We start from the raw sequence: 18720 nt of genomic DNA on the forward strand, positions 1-18720 counted from the left end.
ACTTAAGCCTAACTCAACGAAATTTATAGAGGAAAGGTAATGCAAGTTATCCTGCTCGACAAAATCGCCAAACTGGGCGGTCTGGGTGACCAAGTTTCCGTGAAATCTGGTTATGCCCGTAACTACCTGATCCCGCAAGGCAAAGCTGTTATGGCTACCAAGGCCAACATCGAAGCTTTCGGTGCTCGTCGCGCTGAGCTGGAAGCCAAACTGGCTGCCAACAAAGCTGCTGCTGAAGAGCGCGCTGCCAAGCTGGCCGAACTGGCTACCGTGGTTATCGCTTCCAAGTCTGGCGACGAAGGCAAGTTGTTCGGTTCCATCGGTACCCGTGACGTTGCTGAAGCCATCACTGCTGCCGGCGTAGCCGTTGCCAAGAGCGAAGTCCGCATGGGCAACGTTCTGCGTAACACCGGTGACTACGAAGTTGCTGTTCAGCTGCACGCTGACGTTAAAGCAACCGTACAGATCCAGGTTGTTGCCCTGTAATAGCGATTCGCTTTTGCAGAAAAAACCCGCGCTCTTGCGCGGGTTTTTTATTTTCCGGCCCGGGGGTAGAGTGAAGGTCTGTTCCACTGGAGGAGATCCTTATGGCTTGGGTAGAAGGTCGCGTCATCGAACGCATCGAATGGACACCCACCCTGTTTTCCCTGCGGGTAGCAGCCGAGCTGGTCCCCTACAAGGCAGGCCAATTCACCAAGCTGGCCCTCGAGCAGGGCGATCGCCACATTCAGCGCGCCTACTCCTTTGTCAATCCCCCCTCTGCGCCATACCACGAGTTCTATCTGGTCGAGATCCCGAGCGGTGAGCTGACTCCGTCCCTTGGCTTGCTGCAAGCGGGCGATACATTGCTGGTGCAATCCCAGGCCACCGGCTTCCTGACGCTGGATGAGGTGCCCGCCGGGCGCGATCTCTGGCTGCTCTCGACCGGCACTGCCATCGGCCCCTTCCTCTCCATGCTGGCAGATGGGGAAGCCTTCAACCGTTTCGAGAATCTGGTGCTGGTGCACGGGGTGCGCAAAGGCGAAGAGCTGAGCTATCAGGATTTGATCGCCAGCTTTGCCGAGCAATATGGCGCGCGTTTTTGCTATGTCCCCTTTGTCAGCCGCGAGCCCTGGCCTGATGCAATGGCAGGGCGGATCCCGGCGGCTATCGCCAATGGTCAACTGCAGGCTCGAGTGGGGTTGGTGTTCTCACCCGAGCTGAGCCAAGTGCTGATCTGCGGCAATCCGGAGATGGTGAAAGAGACCCAGCAGACCTTGCTGGCGCTGGGGTTGGCCAAGAATCTGCGGCGGGCGCCGGGCAATATCAGTGCGGAGAATTATTGGTAAAACAATCAGCACAGGGGCGCCAGGCCCCTGCTGCATCAGGAGAGGGAGTTCAGTTCTTCTTGCCGTTACCCTTGTTTTTATCCTTCTGTTTGTCGTGACCTTGCCCGGGGTTATTGCCGCTGTGGATGCTGCGGTTGTAGTGATCCCGGTACTTGCCATCCATCTTGTCGCAGTTGAGTTTGATCCGGCTGTCGCCAATGCCAAGATCCAGACAGTTGTCCTGCCACCAGTCGTACTCTTTGTCATCCCAGTCGAGATTGATCTTGATGTCATCACCGGAGATCTTGATGCCATCGCTATTTTTGCTTGGCGGTGCCGCAACCGCGATGCCGTGCGCCATGAGCAGGGAAAGCAGCAGGGCGCCGCGCCGGATAACGGGGTTGTGTTTAGCTTGGGTCATCGCAAGGGTACTCCTGTTGTTACTGGTCGCTCTGCGAGTTGGCAGGGACCTGGTTGGTTTTCGGTGGCTGGTTGCGATTCTCTTCATCTTCCAGATTGAATTTGACCGCCTTGCAGTCGACGGAGGAGGTCTCCCCGATATCCAGAGTGAGGCAGTCGTTCTGGGTCCAGCCGAACTGCTTGTCATCCCAGTCCAGATTGAATTTAAGCTCATCGACGGAGAATTCGGAGCCACTGCTCTCTTGATATTGCTGGGTCGCTGCGGCGTTGCCGGTAACCAGAAGAAGGGATAGTAGCAAAGTGGTCTTACTGTTCATGATGGCCTCGGATAATTGCAACGGTGGATGAGTGTACAGACCGGAGCTGAACCCGGGCGGAACTGTTCCCCATCTCACCACATGATCAAGTCAGGGAGGGATTGTATCGCTTTTCTGCTGCCGATTTGTCCGTTTTGGTCGCACTCTGGGCAGCTGATTGCCAATCTGAAGGAATTCAGTCATTTGCCCTTCTCTGGGCGAGTCTGGAGACTATAATCGGCAGCCAACTTTTCCTGCACAGCACACCCCTTCATCATGACCACACAGGACTCCTCCACATTGCGCTACCCCAAGGGGTGGTTTGCTCTGACGACGGTATACAGTTTCACCGGGTTGGCCATTCTGGCTTCCATTATCTTCTCCCTGCTGCTGTTCCTCTCCATCGATGACAACCCGCTGATGAAGTGGCTGTTCGGCGGCTTGGCCATCATCTTTGAGCTGGGCAAGTTTTACGTCTGGTACGAGTACGGCGAGCGTAAGGCGCGGCGGGATTTGAGTGGCGCTTTCTGGTCGTTGCTGTTTTACAGCGTGCTGGCGGCCATCTCCATCGGCGGCAGTATTGGTGGCATCAACAGTGCCACCAACACGGTACTGAGCCAGCAGGCGCGCCACGAGCGGGAGCTTGCCCGTTTCGACGAGCAGATCGCCAGCATCGAGCGGCAGATCCAGCTCAACGAGGAGGCGGCCCGCAAATATATCGAGCTGGAGCGCATCTCCAGCGGCGTCTCCTCGTTGCAGCATGCCAACACCAAGCTGCGCTTGCAGCAGGATGAGCTGCGCCAGCAGCGCGATGCCAAGCCGGTCAACGAACAATCCTCCATGCTGGGGCTGATGAGCAGTTTGGCGGACGGGGTGGGGATGAGCATCAGTCAGGTGCAGTTCCTGCTGGTCTGCTTCCTCTCGGTGCTGCTCGACGTGTTCGGTGCCTTTTTCGTCAGTCTGATCGGCGAGGAGAACCGCTTTCGCCGGATGTGGCGTGGGCAGCAGGACCAAGCTCGCAGAGAGGCGCAGGAAGCGTTGGCGATGGCGGCACAGCCCGAGCCCATCATGCCCCCCGAGCCCGCCCCCGAAGTGCTGGAGCAGGTGCGCGGAGCGCTGATGAGTGGTGAGCTCAAGTGCAGCAAGCGCTCGGTGGCGCAGGCGTTGTCACTCTCGCTGGAGGAGGTGGATCGGGTGTTCCACCATCTGCTGTCGCAAGGGGTGCTGGGGCAGGGGAGCAATCGCCACTACTACCTAAATCCGGCGCTGGAGCAGCAAGCCGGATAGTGAGAAGGCCACCGGAACGCGGTGGCCTTTTTCGTTATCGAGTGGCGATAGCACTCAGTGAGTCAGCACCATCATCAGGCTGAGGAAGGCGGCCAGTCCGCCACCGATGCCGATGATCCAGTAAAACCCCTTGGCCCCCTGTTTGAGCGGGATGCGGAAGTAGAGTAGAAACGCCCACCACCCCAGTGCCAGCAACAGAGGAATAAGAAACATTCGAGCCATGGTGTCCTCGCTGTTATTCTGTTGACCCTTGATCAATCAACAGGATGGATTGTGCAATGACGCAACTACAGATTACCGCATTCGGTGACCCCTCGGTACTCAAGCTCAACCCTTCCCTCGATAAGGTGCCAGCCGATGGTGAAGTGCGGGTGCGCATCTGCTTTGCGGGGGTCAATCCCATCGATGCCAAAACCCGCGCCGGTCTTGGCTGGGCGGCGGCCCAGAACAAGGACAAGCTGCCCTGGACACCGGGTTATGACATCTCCGGCGTGGTGGAGAAGATAGGCCCCGGCGTGACCTCGCTGGTTGAGGGGGATCTGGTGTGCGGCATGGTCGGTTTTCCCCTCGCTGCCGGTGGCTACGGGGAGTCTGTGGTGGCAAGCGAAGGCGAGCTGGTCAAGCTCGACGGAGTGAGCCTGCAGCAGGGTGCGGCGCTGCCACTGGCCGGTCTCACCGCCTGGCAGGGGCTGCTTGAGCACGGCGGCCTCCAGAGCGGTCAGCGGGTCTTGATCCTCGCCGGTGCCGGTGGGGTCGGCCATCTGGCGGTGCAGTTTGCCAGCGCTTATGGCGCCGAGGTGGTGGCCACCGCCAGCCCCGACAACCATGGTTTCCTGCACGCTCAGGGGGCGCGCTGGATGGTGGATTACCACGATACGAACTGGCCCGCACAGGTGGTGGCAGAGGCCGGTCAGGTCGATCTGGTGCTGGATCTGGTGGGTGGCGAGAGCGGCAAGGCGGCGCTTGCCTGCGTCAAGCCGGGTGGCCGGCTGGTGACTGTGCCCACCATCACTGCCCAGCTTATCAAGGATGCCGGCGCGGCTGCCGGTATCGAGGTGGTCGGCATGCTGGTGCACCCCGACCAGAAGCAGTTGAGCCAGATGTTGATGCTGCTGCGGCAGGGCGAAGTAAAGATTGCCATCGCCGGTGAATTTGCCCTGAGCGAAGGGGCGCTGGCTCATCAGCGCATCGAGGGTGGCCATGTACGCGGCAAGCTGCTGCTGCGCATTCCCGCCGCCGATGGTTATCCTGCATGAGCGGGATGATGGCGATGGCACATGGTGTGGTTGTTGCTGCGTGCCTCGCGTCCTTGCCTCTGTGGTGGGGAAGCGCATCATGAATGAGTTGATGCAGATGGGGCTGGGGTGGCTCTTTTTGAGCGCCTTTACCTCAGCCACTCTGTTGCCCGGCAGCTCGGAAGTGCTGCTGGGGGCCATGGCGGCCAAGGGGGAGTGGAGCATGGCGAGCCTGCTGCTGTGGGCGACGCTGGGCAATACCCTCGGATCCATGACCACCTGGTGGCTTGGCTGGCTCGCCACCTTCAAGAAAAAACCGGAAGATTTTCAAGGCCGTGGGGAACAAAAAGCCTTAGGCTGGCTCAAACAACATGGTCACTGGTGTCTGCTGCTTGCCTGGACGCCGGTGGTCGGTGATGGTCTCTGTCTGTTGGCCGGTTGGCTGCGCCTCTCCTTCTGGCGCTCTCTCATTCTGATCGGGCTCGGCAAATTGTTCCGTTATGCCCTGGTTTTTCTGCTGGCCAGTCACATTTTCTAGCCTGTTTTTGTCACTCACGAGGTTACCGTGAACAAAGTCATACCTTTAACGATTCTGCTGGGTTTCACCCTGCCGGTGCTGGCGGCACCGACCCTGATCGCCGAACAGGGCAAGGAGGAGGGCAAGCTCGCCATCCCCTACCAAATGTACAAGCTGGACAACGGCCTGACCGTGATCCTGGCCCCCGATCGCTCCGATCCGCTGGTGCACCTCGATGTGACCTATCACGTCGGCTCATCCCGCGAGACGGTCGGCAAGTCCGGTTTCGCCCACTTCTTCGAGCACATGATGTTCCAGGGCTCGAAACACGTCGGTGATCAGGAGCATATGCGGATCATCAACGAGGCCGGTGGTGACATGAATGGCACCACCAACAAGGATCGCACCAACTACTACGAGACTGTGCCGGCCAACCAGCTGGAAAAAGTGCTCTGGCTGGAGGCAGATCGGATGGGCTTCCTGCTCGATGCGGTGAGCCAGAAGAAGTTCGAGATTCAGCGCGCTACCGTCAAGAACGAGCGGGCCCAGCGGGTCGACAACCAGCCGTACGGGCTGGTGAGCGAGAAGGTGGGGGAGGCGCTCTATCCGCGTACTCACCCCTACTCCTGGCAGCCCATCGGTTACGTGGAAGATCTCGACCGGGTCGATGTGAACGACCTCAAGCAGTTCTTCCTGCGCTGGTATGGCCCCAACAACGCCACCCTGACTCTGGGCGGCGACTTTGACAGCAAGCAGGCCCTCGCGTGGATCGAGAAGTACTTTGGCTCCATCCCGCGCGGCCCGGACGTGGCCGAGCCGACGCCAAAGCCGGTGACCCTGCCCGAGACCCGCTACGTGACGCTGCAGGACAAGGTGCACCTGCCGCTGCTCTATATCAGCTATCCCACCGTCTCCCTTGGCGATCCGCAGGAGCCGGCGCTCGACATGTTTGCCGACGTGCTGGGCGGCGCCGCCAGCTCCATGCTCTACCAGTCGCTGGTGAAAACCGGCAAGGCGATCGATGTGGGGGCGTCCCACTACTGCGAAGAGCTGGCCTGTACTCTGACCGTCTACGCCTACCCCAATCCGTCGCAGGATGGCAGCCTCAAGACCCTCAAGGGGGAGGTGGACAAGGTGATCGGCGAGTTCGCCCAGCGCGGCCTCAAACCGGAAGATCTGGAGAAGGCGATCGCCAAATATCGAGCCTCCGCCATCTGGGGTCTGGATAGCGTCTCTGGCAAGGTGAGCCAGCTCGCCATGGGTCAGGTGTTTGCCCAGGATCCCAACTATGTGTTCAAGACGCTGGATGCCATCGGCAAGGTGACACCGGAGCAGGTGAAGGCCGCCTACGACAAGTTCATCGCCGGCAAGCCTGCGGTGGTGCTGAGCGTGGTGCCCAAGGGCAAGACAGAGTGGCAGGTTGCCACCCCGAACTTTACCCCCGCCAAGCGCGATCTGCCGGATTACAGCAAGCATGACGAGGCGCTGGCCGAACGACCGGTTAAAGACAATTTCGATCGCAGCGTGCAGCCCAAGGCGAGCGAGGCGGTGAGCGTCAAGGTGCCCGCCATCTGGCACGGCAAGCTCGACAAGAACATCGAGATTATTGGCACCAAGAGTGACGAGATCCCCGCGGTCTCCATCATGATCGCCCTGCCGGGTGGTATTCGTGCCGAAGATAAAGGACAGCTTGGGCTGGCCAATCTGACCGCCGCCATGATGGGACAGGGCACGGTGCGCCTGACCGAGGCTCAGCTGAGCGACGAGCTGCAAAAGCTGGGATCTTCCATCGATGTCTCCAGCGCCCAGTACAACAACCTCATCACCGTCAGCTCGCTGGCCGACAAGTTGCCCCAGACTCTGGCGCTGGTGCGCGAGGTATTGGAGCGCCCGGGCATGCGGGAGGCTGACTTCGAGCGGGTCAAGGCGCAGCTGCTGCAAGGGATGCAACAGGCCCAGCAGCAGCCCGAGTGGCTGGCCGGGCAGGCGTTCCGAGAGCTGGTCTACGGCAAGCAGAACCGCCTCGGTCAACCTACCGACGGGGTAGCGGCTGATGTGGCCAAGCTGACCCTGGCGGACGTGAAGCACTTCTATCAGGCCTACTACAACCCCACCAACGCCAAAGTGGTGGTGGTCGGTGATGTGGACCAGAAGCAGATCGAGGAGCAACTTGGCTTCCTGACCGAGTGGAAGGGGGCGACGCCGACTCTGGGGGATCTCAAGCTCAAGGGGGAGCAGGCCAAGCCGGGTATCTATCTGGTCGACAAGCCGGGGGCGCCCCAGTCGGTGATCCGCATCGGTCGTCGCGCCATGCCGTTCGATACCACGGGGGATTACTTCACCGCCGGGCTGATGAACTTCAACTTGGGTGGCAACTTCAACAGCCGCATCAACCTCAACCTGCGGGAAGACAAGGGCTACACCTACGGCGCCAGCTCGGGTTTCTCCGCCAACCGCGAGGTGGGCACCTTCGCCACCGGCGCCAATGTGCGGGCCGATGCCACCGTCGATGCCATCCGCCAGTTCCTCAAGGAGATGGACAACTACCGCAAGATCGGCCCGACCCCGGTGGAGCTGGCCTATATGCGCAGCGCTGTCTCCCAGCAGGATGCCCTCTCTTACGAGACCTTGGGCCAGAAGGCGGGCTTCCTGCTGCAGATGGTGATGTATGACCTGAAACCGGACTATGTGCAGGCCCAGAACAACCTGATCAAAACGGTGTCGCCCGAGGCGCTGAAGGCCAGTGCCGCCCGTTGGCTCAATCCGGCCGACATGGTGATCGTGGTGGTGGGAGACAAGCAAAAGCTTGAAAAACCCCTGAAGGAGCTTCATCTTCCCATCTATCCGCTGCAGTTGCCGTAACTGACGCTTTATAAAAATCAAGAGCCGCCCCGGATGGGGCGGCCTCACATGAGCCGTGAATATGACTACAACAAGCTTGTCGCTCACCGAGTTGCTGAATGCGTTGGGATCACCGGAGCGCCTGACCGCGCTCAAGGGGATCCGGCGCGGGATCGAACGTGAATGCCTGCGCATCACGCCGGATGGCCGACTCGCCCAGAGTGACCATCCCCGGGCGCTGGGCTCGGCCCTGACCCATCCCAATATCACCACCGACTACTCGGAGAGCCTGCTGGAGTTCATCACCCCGGCCACCGACTCCATCGACAGCCTGATGGAGCAGCTCGGCGACATCCATCACCATGTGATTCAGCATCTGGGTGACGAGCGGATTTGGCCGCTCTCCATGCCCTGCTTCGTCGGCGGGGAAGAGAGCATCCGGCTGGCCCAGTACGGCAGCTCCAACATCGGCAAAATGAAGACCCTCTACCGTCAGGGCTTGAAGAACCGTTACGGCAGCCTGATGCAGGTTATCGCTGGGGTGCACTTCAACTTCTCCATGCCCGACAGCTTCTGGAGCGAGTGGCAGGATCTGGTGTGCGAAGGGTGTTGCAGCCAGCGCTTTATCTCCGACAAGTACATGGGGCTTATTCGCAACGTCTACCGATTCGGCTGGCTGGTGCCCTATCTGTTCGGCGCCTCCCCGGCCATCTGCGAATCCTTCCTCAAAGGGCGCAAGAGCAACCTGCCGTTCGAGAAGACCGGCAAGGGTACCCTCTATCTGCCTTACGCCACCGCGCTGCGTCTCTCCGATCTCGGCTATACCAACAGCGCCCAGGCTGGGCTCAAGATCAGCCACGACAATCTGCCAGCCTATGTCAGCAGTCTGCGCCGCGCCATCAACACCCACAATCCCGACTTTGCCAAGATTGGGGTCAAGGTGGATGGGGAGTATCGTCAGCTCAACGACAACGTGTTGCAGCTGGAGAATGAGCTCTACGCCCCAATCCGCCCCAAGCGTACCCCGCGCAGCGGCGAGAAGCCCTCGGATGCGCTGGATCAGCGCGGCATCGAATACATCGAGCTGCGCACCGTGGACGTCAATCCCTTCACCCCGCTCGGTATCGATGCCGACCAGATCCGCTTCTTCGATCTGTTCCTGGTCTGGTGCCTGCTGCGCCCCTCTCCGGTGCTGAGTGACGAGGAGATTGCCCGCAACCGCCGCAACCAGAACAAGGTGGTGCTGGAAGGACGTCGTCCCGGCCTGACGCTTGAAGATGAGCAGGGCAATGCCATTGGCCTGAAAGAGTACGGCCTCAAACTGTTCGACGAGCTGGCTCAGGTGGCCGACTTGCTGGATCGCTGCTGCGGCCGCAACCGCTATCGCGAGACGCTGGCGATGCATCGCGAGAAGCTGCTCAACCCCGAGCTCACCTACTCCGCCCGCATGCTCAAGGAGCTGCTGGAGAGCGGCAAAGACAACGGCTGCTATGGCGACAAGCTGGCGACCCGCTATCGCGAGGAGCTGCTGGCAGGGGAGCTGCAGTACTGGGATGAAGCCTACTTTGCCGGTGAGGCGAAGGATTCCTTGGCCAAGCAGCGCGAACGCGAGCGCAGCGACAGCCTGTCGTTCGATGACTTCCTGGCCGACTACTTCGGGACCAGTAAGACCCCGGCCTGAAGGCGGGTTCGTACCAACCAAAGTGCCAACAAAAAGCCGCTCGAGTGAGCGGCTTTTTTATTTCTCTGAACCTGAGCGATATCAGACGTGGTTGTACTCAGACATGGTTATACATGGCCTCGATTTCACTCTGGTACTTGGCCTCGATGATCTTGCGGCGCAGCTTCATGGTGGGAGTCAGTTCACCCAGCTCCATGGAGAAGGCGCTCGGCAGCAGGGTGAACTTCTTCACCTGCTCGAACTTGGCCAGCTCTTTTTGCAAGTCGGCGATGCGGGCTTCGAAGAACTCCATCACCCGGGAGTGGCGCAGCAGCTCGGTCTTGCACTGGTACTGCAGGTTGATGGAGCGGGCGTACTCCTCAAGCGACTCGAAGCAGGGCACGATCAGCGCCGAGACGAAGTGACGGGCATCGGCGACGATGGCGATCTGCTCGATAAAGCGATCCTTGCCGATGGTCCCTTCCACCAGTTGCGGTGCTACGTACTTGCCGTTGGAGGTCTTCATCAGCTCCTTGAGACGTTCGGTGAAGTAGATATTGCCCTGGCTGTCGAGCTCACCGGCATCGCCAGTACGCAGGAAGCCATCCTCGGTCATCACCTCGGCGGTCGCTTCCGGCTTGTTGTAGTAGCCGCGCATTACGGTGGGGGAGCGCACCAGCAGTTCGTTGTTCTCACCCAGCTTCACCTCGATGCCGTTCAGTGCCGTGCCGATGGAGCCCAACTTGAACTGGCTATCCTCGTAGCAGCAGACGGTGGCGGTGGTCTCGGTCATGCCGTAGCCGTACTTGAGATTGAGCCCCATCGCCTGGAAGAAGAGGTTCACATCGTCGGCCAGACGGGCGCCCGCCACCGGCAGGAAGCGGGTACGACCGCCAAAACGGGCGCGCAGCTTGCGAAACACCAGTCGCTCGGCGAGCCAGAGCTGGCCGTAGAGCAGGGGGAGGCGGACTTGCCCGCCTGACGGGTGGCAACCATCTGCTTGCCGACCTTGGTCGCCCAGCCAAACAGGGCGCGGCGCAGAGCCGGAGCCTGAGCGACTTTGGCCTGGATCATGGCGTAGGCCTTCTCGTAGAGGCGCGGCACGGCGCACATCACGGTCGGCTGCACCTCGCCAATCACATCCATCACCTTCTGCGGATCGCGGATATAGACGTTCTCGGCGCCGCAATAGAGCACGTAGTAGCTCCATGCCCGCTCGAACACGTGGCTGAGCGGCAGCATGCAGAGCGACACATCCTGCTCGTTCAGGTCGAGGCGGCTGTTGTGCATCTCGAAACAGGCGGCGATGTTGCTGAAGTCGAGCATGACCCCCTTGGGCTCGCCGGTGGTGCCGGAGGTGTAGATCAGGGTCAGCAGATCATCCATCCGGTACTGGGTTTCCCGTACTCGCAGTTCCTGCTCGCTGGGCTGATGGTTGCCGGAGACCAGAAATGTCTGGAAGTGGCTCGCCTGCTCGCAGCCGCGCAAGTTGACGCTGCCGTCGAGGGCGATGAGCTGGCGGATCTCGCCGCTTTCAATCAGTTGCAGCGCCTGATCGAACTGAGGTTGTTCGCCAACGAACAGCACCTTGATGCCGGCATCTTTGACGATGTAGCGCAGCTGATCGAGCGTGCTGGTGGGGTAGATAGGGACGCTGACGCCGCGGGCGGCAAGGATGCCGAGATCGGCCTGGGTCCACTCCGGCATGTTGCGGGCATAGATGCCGACCATTTCGGTTGGCTGGTGGCCGGCACGGATCAGCGCCTGTGCGCAGTAGTCCATGGCCTGGCCCAGAGTACGCCAGCCGATGGCGCGCCACTGGCCATCTTGCTGAACCCGCAGGGCAGCCTTGTTGCCAAGCTGGGCAATACGTTCACGCATCAGTCGAACCAGATGAAGCTTCGGCATCAGTTAAACATCCTTTAATTACAGTTGTACGCCCGCGAGGGCACTAAAAATCGGGCTAGAGTTTAAACTCCAAGATTACAGCTTACAAGTGTTCGCTGTTTGTCTTGGATCACAAAGAGTGCAAATAGCTCTTCCTTTGTGCAGAGTGGCCGATACTGCAAAGGAGCAAAGGGAGAGTTAACGATATGAATCTATGGATGAAAGGGGCATTGGCCGTGATCGGGCTCATGATGGTGGGGGGCGGGGCGGCCTGGTACTTTCTGGGCAAGACACAGCAGCCTGCGAATCCCTGGTATGAAGGGGCGGAGGGATACCAGCAGGCCCAACAGCAGGCATTGGCGCTGGGCTATCCGCTGCTCTATGTGCTGGAGACCCCCAAGTGCCGTCGCTGCAAGGCATTGAACGAACGCTTCTGGCGCAGTGAAGAGATGAGAGTGCCGTTGAGCCGATTGGTCAAGGTGCGGCTCAATCCGGGCAAGGGGGATGGTAGTGAACAGATCCTGCGCCGTTTTCCCAAGGTGGCCACACCGCCCGGCATCTATATCCAGCAGCCGGGTCAACCCCTCAAACCGATCAAGATAGTGGTGGATATACAGCAGATCTGGATGCCGGGGAAAACCTGGCTGCGGGGCTTCTATATGCCGCTTTCCGCCGCCGGATTCGAGGCGGTGGTTCACACCACTCTCTCCTTGCAGGATCCGGCGATGGACAATGCCCCCCTCGATTGAGGCGGGATCAGCTGAAGTCGAACAGGCGGGACATCAGTACCGCATCTTCCCGATCATTGCCGATGCCGTAGTAGTCGGCGCGGCGGCAATACTCGGCAAAGCCGGCGCTCTCGTAGAGGTTGATGGCGGTCTGGTTGCCTGCCCGCACCTCGAGAAACCAGGCCTCTGCCCCGGCTTGTTTGCTGCGAGTCAGGTAGGCTTGCAGCAGTGTCCGTCCCAACCCCTTGCCCTGAAATTCGGGGTGGACACAGATATTCATCAGCGAGCTGTCTCCGGCCACCAGATCCGAGATATAGAAGCCGGCCGGGCGACCATCGACCAGCATCAAGTCGTTGAGATAGCGAGGACCGAAGCAGGATAGCAGGTTGGCCTGGCTCCAGGGCTCCTTGTGGGCGGCCTGCTCTATGGGATAGACAAGGTCGAAATCGGCTTCGAGCAGGGGACGAAACTCAGGCATGTTGACTCCGGGTGACTGGGTGGAGGATGTCGGGGTTGGCAAAGACGACTTTTGTAAAATCAGGTAAAAAGAGCGGCTTCCAAGAGGGCGTTGAAGGCATGATCATGCCGTACTGTTCGCCAGGTGTCGGCGTAGTTGTTGCCACAGGGCGCGCTTTTGTGCGGCACTGGGGGCCAGCGGACAGATCAACGCATCGGGTCGTTCCGGGTTGGCCTCCGTCAGCCAGAGCAGCGGTGAGGCATCCGCCGTTTGCAGATCGGCAGGCGGCAGCTCGCTGAGCAGTAAGACCTCGTCGGGGGTCATGCCGAGCAGCTGGCAGATATCCGCCAGCAGCGTGGTGGCAGGCAGCTGAGGCGCCAGCAACCAGAGTTTGCCGCTGGGCAGCGGAGCGCGGGTGGCCGGTGCTGTCTGGTCGGGCTGCACGGCATCTTGCGCAAGCTCGGGTACGAGATCTGCACCCAGTAATGCCGGACGACGCAGTTGCCAGCTTTTAATGCCCATGCGGGCCAACATGCTCTGACGAACGGGATCTTGCATCTGGGGCGACTCACTCTTGATCTGCATTGGGGAAAATTGTGTTGCGCAGGGTACACTCGAACCGCTTTTGCTGCACCCTTTGCAACGCATCATCTGGCGCATGCGGGCATGGTGCCATCACGACACTGGCTATGCATGGGCGCAGCACGCTGCCGATACGGTATCGCACTGCCTTTGCGTTTTTTCCTGCCAGAGGCGGGTATTGTGCGGCAAGAGATACCAGAATAAACATCATAACAAGACAAAACCCAAGGTCGAGCAAATGGATATCGCGCCTTGGGGCTAACATCATCCCAGCTTCGGAACACTCTCTATGTCGTCTTTAGCTCAAGCCCAGAACCCTGCGCGTCTTATTCCCATCCAGGAGCGCCTGCCCCGGCTGCTGGCCGCCCTCGGTGAGGGGCTTTATGAACGGCAGGATGCCCTGCGCCTCGGTCTGCTGGCAGCCCTCAGTGGCGAGAGTGTCTTCTTGCTGGGGCCACCCGGTATCGCCAAGAGTCTGATTGCCCGTCGCCTCAAGCTGGCCTTTCACGACGCCCGCCACTTTGAATATCTGATGACCCGTTTCAGCACACCGGAGGAGGTATTTGGCCCCCTCTCCATTCAGGCGCTGAAAGAGGATGGCAAATACCTGCGCCTCACTGCCGGCTATCTGCCGGAGGCTGAGGTGGTGTTCCTCGACGAGATCTGGAAGGCGGGTCCCGCCATTCTCAACACCCTGCTCACCGCCATCAACGAACGGCAGTTCCGCAATGGTGATAGCCAGCATCCCATCCCCATGCGGCTGCTGGTGACCGCCTCCAACGAGCTGCCGGCGCCGGACAGCGGGCTGGAAGCGCTCTACGACCGGATGCTGGTGCGGATCTGGATGGACCGGGTGCAGGAGAAAGCCAACTTTCAATCCATGCTGGCCAGCGACGGTCACGCCCACCAGAATCTGCCGGAATCCCTGCAGATCCGGGGGGATGAGTACGAGCAGTGGCAGAGCCAGATTGAGCAGGTGCGCCTGCCGGATGCCTGTTTCGAACTTATCTATCAGCTGCGCCAGCAGCTAGACAGCCAGCTGGCCCATCGCTGTTATGTGTCGGATCGCCGCTGGAAGAAGGCGGTACGGCTCATCAAGGCGAGCGCCTTCTTCAATGGCCGCGATGAGGTCGCACCGGTAGATCTGCTGCTGTTCAAGGATTGTCTCTGGCATGACGAGGAGTCCCGCACCGCCCTGCTGGAGATGATGACCGAGTTCTCCCGTCTCTACGGTTATCAGCAACTGGCCTTGACCCGCCAGCTGCTTGCCCTGCGGGATCAATTCAAACAGCTCAAACAGGGCGTGGCACAACGTCTCTGCTGCAAGGCGCGCAAGCGCAAGCAGTGGTTTGGCCGACGGGCGAGGGGGATCGAGATCCCGCTCGCCAACGCCAGACCCTTTGGCAAGCAGGTGCACTTCCATCTGCTCACCCCGGCACCGCTGGATGGCAGCGATCCCGAGCGTCTCACCAGCACCCTGGTGTTCGATCGTACCCTGCTTTCCCATTGGCATCCGACCGGCGAGGCGCTGGTGGGTTATCAATATGGCAACCCGAAAGAGGGACACTACGAGCTGGTACTTGACGATGAGCTGCGCCTGCAGGTGCTCGATATCCAGCGCCAGCAGATCCCGCTGGTATTGATGGAGCGCAACGCCATCCCCGAGGTGGTGCTGGAGCCCTGGCTGCAAGCGCTTGATGAGCTGCTTGCCCAGGTTGGCAAGGTGGTACTGGAGCTTAAACAGCAGCGTACTCTGTTCGATCGTCATCGGCAGCACCTCTTTATTGCCCAGCGCTGGCTGCAACAGGTGGAGGACAGCTTCTTCGTGCTGAGCCGGGATCTTGAACTGCTGCGCGGCGAGCTGACACAGTGGCGCGAGCGGTTGCCAAGGCTGGACGAGTAAGGAGCGCTCATGCTTGAGATTGGCATGCTGGATCTGGGGCTCCTGATCGGTGAAGGGGAGCTGGCAGGGGAGGTGGCACTTTTGCTTGCTGCGTCGCCCAAGATCTCCGAGTTCATCAAGCGCTCCCCGCTGCAGGGCAAGCTGCTGAAAAAGCGCCTGCAGAGCTGGGGTGAGCAGCTTGGCGAGGAGATCCGTCACAAGCCGGTGCCGGTGGCGCTGGAGCAGGAGTACCTGCTCTATCAGGCGCACCGGCAGTTGCCGATGACCGAGCTGATTGGTCGCCTGCCCGCCCTGCTGGAGTCGCTGGATCACTACAGCCCCTTTGCCGGTGAGGCCCGTTCGCTGGTTCGCCAGCTGATGGCTCACCCCACCGAGGGGCTGCGCCAGCTCTTTATCGACAAGTGGCGTGCCAGTCTGGTGGGGAGCCTGCTGCAACTGCAGCAGCAGATTGCCGAGGCGGAGCGGGAGAAGCAGCGTCAGGAGATTGAAGATCAGCTGCTGGCGAGCCGCACCCTGGCCGATGCCCTCGATCCGAACCAGATCTCAGCCGGTGGTCTTTGGGATCTGGCGCAGGGGCACTGGCACAAACGCAGTCTGGTGCTGGTCAAGCAATACGCCCGTATGTTGCAGCGCGAGCCCTTGCTGGCGGAGATTGCCGCTCTTCTCGGGCGCAGCGAGCGGGATCGCCGGGCGCAGGAGCAGCCGGTGCCACCGGTTCAGGTGCTGGAGCTGGAGCCCGCCCCCAGCGACGATGTGCCGGACGACCTGGTGGGCATCCACCAGGCGAGCGACCTGATGCGGCTACTGCCAAGCGAGGCGGTGATGCTGGGGCTGCCGGAGCTGGAGCTGGAGTTCTACCGCCGCTATCTGGAGCGGCGCCTGCTCAGTTACCAGTCACGCGGCACCTTGCCGCGCCAGCGCATCATGCTGCGCACCCCGGAGCAGGGGGGGCAGCAGTTGCAGCAGCGGGGCCCCTTTATCGTCTGTGTCGATACCTCCGGCTCCATGGGGGGCTATCCCGAGGAGTGTGCCAAGGCACTCTTTCTTGCGCTGCTCAAGGTGGCGATGGATGAGAAGCGCGGCTGCTACCTGATGCTCTTCTCTACCGAGGTGGCGACCCTTGAGATCACCGCCGATACCGGACTGGACAAGGCGGAGCGCTTCCTCTCCATGAGCTTTCACGGTGGTACCGATCTGGTGCCTTGTCTGGAGAAGGCGCTGGTCAAACTCGATGAGCCCGCTTTTGCCAAGGCAGATGTGCTGGTTATTTCGGACTTTATCGCTCAGAGTCTGCCCCATGCCCTGCTCGAGCAGATGAACCGCTATCGCCAGCGCCAGACCCGCTTTCACGCAGTGGCCATGTCCCGGCACGCCAAACCGGCACTGTTGCGGGTCTTTGACAACAGCTGGCTGCTCGATTGCGGTCTGCGCGGCCGGCTGCTGCGGCGCTGGCAGCATCACTAGTGACCGGGAGGGGGCAACCCCTCTTGAGTTGTTATCCCGCCCCTCTTTTTCGCTGTGCGTCCCCGCTTTCATTCCAACACGATGATATCGCAGTAAAATGTGACTAGCCTGCCATTCGGGCTCTCTGTCCGGGTGATAGCCTTTACAACCATTGTTACAGGGGAAAGATGGTGATTTTCCGGCATCGGCTTGCCCGATGATCTTTCCCATTGATCCGGAGTGTGTATGAGCCGACTTGCCTTGCTGCTGTTGCTGGCGGCGTTCGGGCTGGCAGCCAAACCCTTGTCCCCCGAGCAGTTGGAAAATGAACTGGGAGGGATGGAGCGGGTCTACCAGCCGATCGAGTTGTTGCGGGAACGCGTTGCCCGTTTGCAGCGGGACGGCAACGCCTATCCGCCGTCGCAGCAGATGCGGATCAGTCGTCTGGCTTGCTGGGCCCAATCGGCCGATGACATGCAGGAGTCCCGTACCGCCATCGCCAATGCGGAGCGGATGCTGGCCATTGCGCGCGAGCAGGGTGATGACGCCGCCGTGGCGGAGCTGACGATTTGCCGCGGCTGGTTCAATCAGCTGCTCGGCGAGGTAGCGAAGGCTCGTCACGATTACGATGAGGGGCTGCGGCTGGCAAGAGAGGCCGCCGTGCCGAAGCTGGAGGCGCTGGCGCTGGCCCGCCGGGGGGCCATGCTGTCTTTTCAGGGGGTCTCAGGCCAGGGGCTGATGGATCTCACCAAGGCGCACAATATCTATGAGCAGCTGGGGTTGCCCACCTGGTATCACCAGGCGCAGCTCGAGATTGCAGCCACATTTCGTCGTATGGGCCTCTATGCCGAAGCGCTCTCCACCCTCAACCGGTTGAGCGAGCATTTTGCCAGGAGCCACGATGGATTTGGCTCGGCAAGGCTCAGTGATCAACTGGCGATGGTCTATCTGCAGACCGGGCGTTATCAGGATGCGCTGGGCGAGCTTGAACGCAGTGCGGCCTTTTATAATCAGCCTCAATATCTGATTGAGCATGCCGAACGCATGGTGATGCAGGCCGAGGCTCTGCTCGGGCTGGATCGCCCCGCTGATGCCGGACGTTTGCTGGCACAAGCTTCGAAGGTGCTCTCTCCCGATGTTGATCCCATCCTCCATGCGCATCTCGAGCTGGTGCGGGCGAGGTTGAGAGTCGAACAGCAGGAACCGGCGCCAGCCTTGCGTGCGCTTGAGAAGATTGAGCCGATTTTGAAGGTGGAAGGGCACGTGCGCTTTTTGCTCGAGCTCTACTGGGTACGCAGTCGGGCGCTCGAGTTGCAAGGCGACTATCCGGCGGCGCTCGCCGCATTGCGGGAGCATCTGGTGCAGGAGCAGCGGCTCGATCAGCTGTTACGGGAACAGAGCACGGCCTGGGTTCGCGGCGAGTTCGAGCTGGCACGTCAGGAGGGGGAGAACGAGCGACTGCGAGTCGAGCAGAAACTGCAGCAGCAGGAGCTGGAGCAGGTCAAGGAGCGTCGCTTCTGGCTGCTGGTGGTGATGGTGCTCTGCGGGGTACTGGCACTGCTGACGATGGGGTGGCTGCTTGATCGCAACCGTCGGATGCGTCGTCTGGCCTTTACCGATGAGCTGACCGGCATCAACAACCGCCGTCGGGTGCTGCGGCAGGGCAGCGATATGTTGGCGCAGGCTCGCAGGCAGGGCATGCCATTTTGTCTGCTGGTGTTCGATATCGATCACTTCAAGCGGATCAACGATACCCTGGGACATCATCAAGGAGACAGGGTGCTGCAATGGGTCTCTCGGGCGGCAGATCGTCAGCTGCGGCACCAAGATCAGTTGGGGCGTACCGGCGGAGAGGAGTTCTTGATCCTGCTGCCGGATACCAGCCTTGAAGAGGCGTGCCGGGTGGCTGAGCGGATCCGTCACTCGGTCGCCAACCGGGCGCTGCCCGGCATGTCGTACCCGGTAACCATCAGTATCGGATGTGCCTCTCTGCGAGACGATGATCAGGATCTGGCGGCCTTGATCCAGCGTGCTGACAATGCGCTGTATCGTGCGAAAGAGGCGGGGCGCAACCGGGTGGAGACAGACGAGTGACGGGCTGGGTGTTGTCACTCACCAGGGTGTCATCGATATTGGGGAGCACACTGATACGGCGAT

Annotated in this window: 16 protein-coding genes and 1 pseudogene; 11 read left to right on the plus strand and 6 right to left on the minus strand. The window is 60.6% G+C overall.

Translation table 11 applies throughout. The features are described from left to right. Positions 1-39 precede the first annotated feature (39 nt). Entirely contained in the window at positions 40-486 is a 447-nt protein-coding gene (gene rplI / locus ACTG2G_RS14275; protein ID WP_005340490.1) for a 50S ribosomal protein L9, read from the plus strand. A 101-nt stretch (positions 487-587) separates the two neighbouring features. Further along, positions 588-1328 carry a ferredoxin--NADP reductase gene (locus tag ACTG2G_RS14280; RefSeq protein WP_439985557.1) on the plus strand — a complete coding sequence of 247 codons (741 nt, stop codon included), beginning with the start codon at positions 588-590 and terminating at the stop codon, positions 1326-1328. A 49-nt stretch (positions 1329-1377) separates the two neighbouring features. On the opposite strand, the gene ACTG2G_RS14285 is transcribed toward ACTG2G_RS14280, so the two are convergent. Next, positions 1378-1728 carry a hypothetical protein gene (locus ACTG2G_RS14285; protein ID WP_042053367.1) on the minus strand — a complete coding sequence of 117 codons (351 nt, stop codon included), beginning with the start codon at positions 1726-1728 and terminating at the stop codon, positions 1378-1380. 19 nt (positions 1729-1747) lie between these two features. After that, positions 1748-2044, minus strand: a complete 297-nt coding sequence (locus tag ACTG2G_RS14290) for a hypothetical protein (RefSeq protein WP_202003097.1) — start codon at positions 2042-2044, stop codon at positions 1748-1750. Positions 2045-2299: 255 nt separating this feature from the next. Between ACTG2G_RS14290 and ACTG2G_RS14295 the strand changes: the two genes are divergently transcribed. Beyond that, complete coding sequence (locus ACTG2G_RS14295; protein ID WP_421202897.1) at positions 2300-3310, plus strand: Preprotein translocase subunit SecY; 1011 nt, start codon at positions 2300-2302, stop codon at positions 3308-3310. A 54-nt stretch (positions 3311-3364) separates the two neighbouring features. Here ACTG2G_RS14295 and ACTG2G_RS14300 read toward each other — a convergent pair whose 3' ends face one another. Further along, positions 3365-3532: a hypothetical protein gene (locus tag ACTG2G_RS14300; protein ID WP_005308905.1), complete on the minus strand. Its 168-nt coding sequence runs from the start codon at positions 3530-3532 to the stop codon at positions 3365-3367. 56 nt (positions 3533-3588) lie between these two features. Between ACTG2G_RS14300 and ACTG2G_RS14305 the strand changes: the two genes are divergently transcribed. The 4 genes from ACTG2G_RS14305 (at position 3589) to gshA (ending at position 9584) form a co-directional block, all read left to right on the plus strand. Further along, positions 3589-4566, plus strand: a complete 978-nt coding sequence (locus ACTG2G_RS14305) for an NADP-dependent oxidoreductase (protein WP_421202896.1) — start codon at positions 3589-3591, stop codon at positions 4564-4566. 79 nt (positions 4567-4645) lie between these two features. Further along, complete coding sequence (locus ACTG2G_RS14310; protein ID WP_139462233.1) at positions 4646-5083, plus strand: YqaA family protein; 438 nt, start codon at positions 4646-4648, stop codon at positions 5081-5083. 27 nt (positions 5084-5110) lie between these two features. Then, on the plus strand, positions 5111-7924 hold the full coding sequence (locus tag ACTG2G_RS14315) for a M16 family metallopeptidase (protein WP_439985558.1): 2814 nt from the start codon (positions 5111-5113) through the stop codon (positions 7922-7924). Positions 7925-7985: 61 nt separating this feature from the next. Beyond that, positions 7986-9584 (plus strand): glutamate--cysteine ligase, encoded by a 1599-nt coding sequence (gene gshA, locus ACTG2G_RS14320; protein ID WP_064338786.1) that lies wholly within the window; start codon positions 7986-7988, stop codon positions 9582-9584. Positions 9585-9681: 97 nt separating this feature from the next. Here gshA and ACTG2G_RS14325 read toward each other — a convergent pair. Beyond that, positions 9682-11471: pseudogene (locus tag ACTG2G_RS14325) on the minus strand (AMP-dependent synthetase/ligase). A 227-nt stretch (positions 11472-11698) separates the two neighbouring features. Between ACTG2G_RS14325 and ACTG2G_RS14330 the strand changes: the two are divergent. After that, entirely contained in the window at positions 11699-12199 is a 501-nt protein-coding gene (locus ACTG2G_RS14330; protein WP_406596058.1) for a hypothetical protein, read from the plus strand. 7 nt (positions 12200-12206) lie between these two features. Here the strand turns inward: ACTG2G_RS14330 and rimI are convergent, their stop codons facing one another. Beyond that, positions 12207-12656 (minus strand): ribosomal protein S18-alanine N-acetyltransferase, encoded by a 450-nt coding sequence (gene rimI, locus ACTG2G_RS14335; protein WP_439985559.1) that lies wholly within the window; start codon positions 12654-12656, stop codon positions 12207-12209. A 102-nt stretch (positions 12657-12758) separates the two neighbouring features. Then, a complete protein-coding gene (locus ACTG2G_RS14340; protein WP_439985560.1) occupies positions 12759-13193 on the minus strand; it encodes a DNA polymerase III subunit psi in 435 nt (144 codons plus the stop codon). 313 nt (positions 13194-13506) lie between these two features. Here ACTG2G_RS14340 and ACTG2G_RS14345 point away from each other — a divergent pair, with 313 nt between their 5' ends. The 3 genes from ACTG2G_RS14345 to ACTG2G_RS14355 all read left to right on the plus strand — a co-directional run bounded on the left by ACTG2G_RS14345 (position 13507) and on the right by ACTG2G_RS14355 (position 18657). Continuing rightward, positions 13507-15120, plus strand: coding sequence for an ATPase RavA domain-containing protein (locus ACTG2G_RS14345; protein WP_266134770.1), 1614 nt, complete (start codon positions 13507-13509; stop codon positions 15118-15120). Between the two features lie 9 nt (positions 15121-15129). Beyond that, entirely contained in the window at positions 15130-16584 is a 1455-nt protein-coding gene (viaA, locus tag ACTG2G_RS14350) for an ATPase RavA stimulator ViaA (protein WP_216952886.1), read from the plus strand. 225 nt (positions 16585-16809) lie between these two features. Then, entirely contained in the window at positions 16810-18657 is a 1848-nt protein-coding gene (locus ACTG2G_RS14355) for a diguanylate cyclase (protein WP_439985561.1), read from the plus strand. Positions 18658-18720: the final 63 nt, after the last annotated feature.

It is taken from the genome of Aeromonas sp. 55A (genome assembly GCF_051919665.1).
Lineage (GTDB): Bacteria > Pseudomonadota > Gammaproteobacteria > Enterobacterales > Aeromonadaceae > Aeromonas > Aeromonas veronii.

What these genes read in the sequence shown, in the direction of transcription:
- rimI (WP_439985559.1), bottom strand. Translation starts at nt 12,656, where the DNA reads ATGCCTGAGTTTCGTCCCCTGCTCGAAGCCGATTTCGACCTTGTCTAT.
- ACTG2G_RS14305 (WP_421202896.1), top strand. Translation starts at nt 3,589, where the DNA reads ATGACGCAACTACAGATTACCGCATTCGGTGACCCCTCGGTACTCAAG.
- ACTG2G_RS14295 (WP_421202897.1), top strand. Translation starts at nt 2,300, where the DNA reads ATGACCACACAGGACTCCTCCACATTGCGCTACCCCAAGGGGTGGTTT.
- ACTG2G_RS14310 (WP_139462233.1), top strand. Translation starts at nt 4,646, where the DNA reads ATGAATGAGTTGATGCAGATGGGGCTGGGGTGGCTCTTTTTGAGCGCC.
- ACTG2G_RS14355 (WP_439985561.1), top strand. Translation starts at nt 16,810, where the DNA reads ATGAGCCGACTTGCCTTGCTGCTGTTGCTGGCGGCGTTCGGGCTGGCA.
- viaA (WP_216952886.1), top strand. Translation starts at nt 15,130, where the DNA reads ATGCTTGAGATTGGCATGCTGGATCTGGGGCTCCTGATCGGTGAAGGG.
- ACTG2G_RS14290 (WP_202003097.1), bottom strand. Translation starts at nt 2,044, where the DNA reads ATGAACAGTAAGACCACTTTGCTACTATCCCTTCTTCTGGTTACCGGC.
- rplI (WP_005340490.1), top strand. Translation starts at nt 40, where the DNA reads ATGCAAGTTATCCTGCTCGACAAAATCGCCAAACTGGGCGGTCTGGGT.
- ACTG2G_RS14340 (WP_439985560.1), bottom strand. Translation starts at nt 13,193, where the DNA reads ATGCAAGATCCCGTTCGTCAGAGCATGTTGGCCCGCATGGGCATTAAA.
- ACTG2G_RS14330 (WP_406596058.1), top strand. Translation starts at nt 11,699, where the DNA reads ATGATGGTGGGGGGCGGGGCGGCCTGGTACTTTCTGGGCAAGACACAG.
- ACTG2G_RS14345 (WP_266134770.1), top strand. Translation starts at nt 13,507, where the DNA reads ATGTCGTCTTTAGCTCAAGCCCAGAACCCTGCGCGTCTTATTCCCATC.
- ACTG2G_RS14285 (WP_042053367.1), bottom strand. Translation starts at nt 1,728, where the DNA reads ATGACCCAAGCTAAACACAACCCCGTTATCCGGCGCGGCGCCCTGCTG.
- ACTG2G_RS14280 (WP_439985557.1), top strand. Translation starts at nt 588, where the DNA reads ATGGCTTGGGTAGAAGGTCGCGTCATCGAACGCATCGAATGGACACCC.
- ACTG2G_RS14300 (WP_005308905.1), bottom strand. Translation starts at nt 3,532, where the DNA reads ATGGCTCGAATGTTTCTTATTCCTCTGTTGCTGGCACTGGGGTGGTGG.
- gshA (WP_064338786.1), top strand. Translation starts at nt 7,986, where the DNA reads ATGACTACAACAAGCTTGTCGCTCACCGAGTTGCTGAATGCGTTGGGA.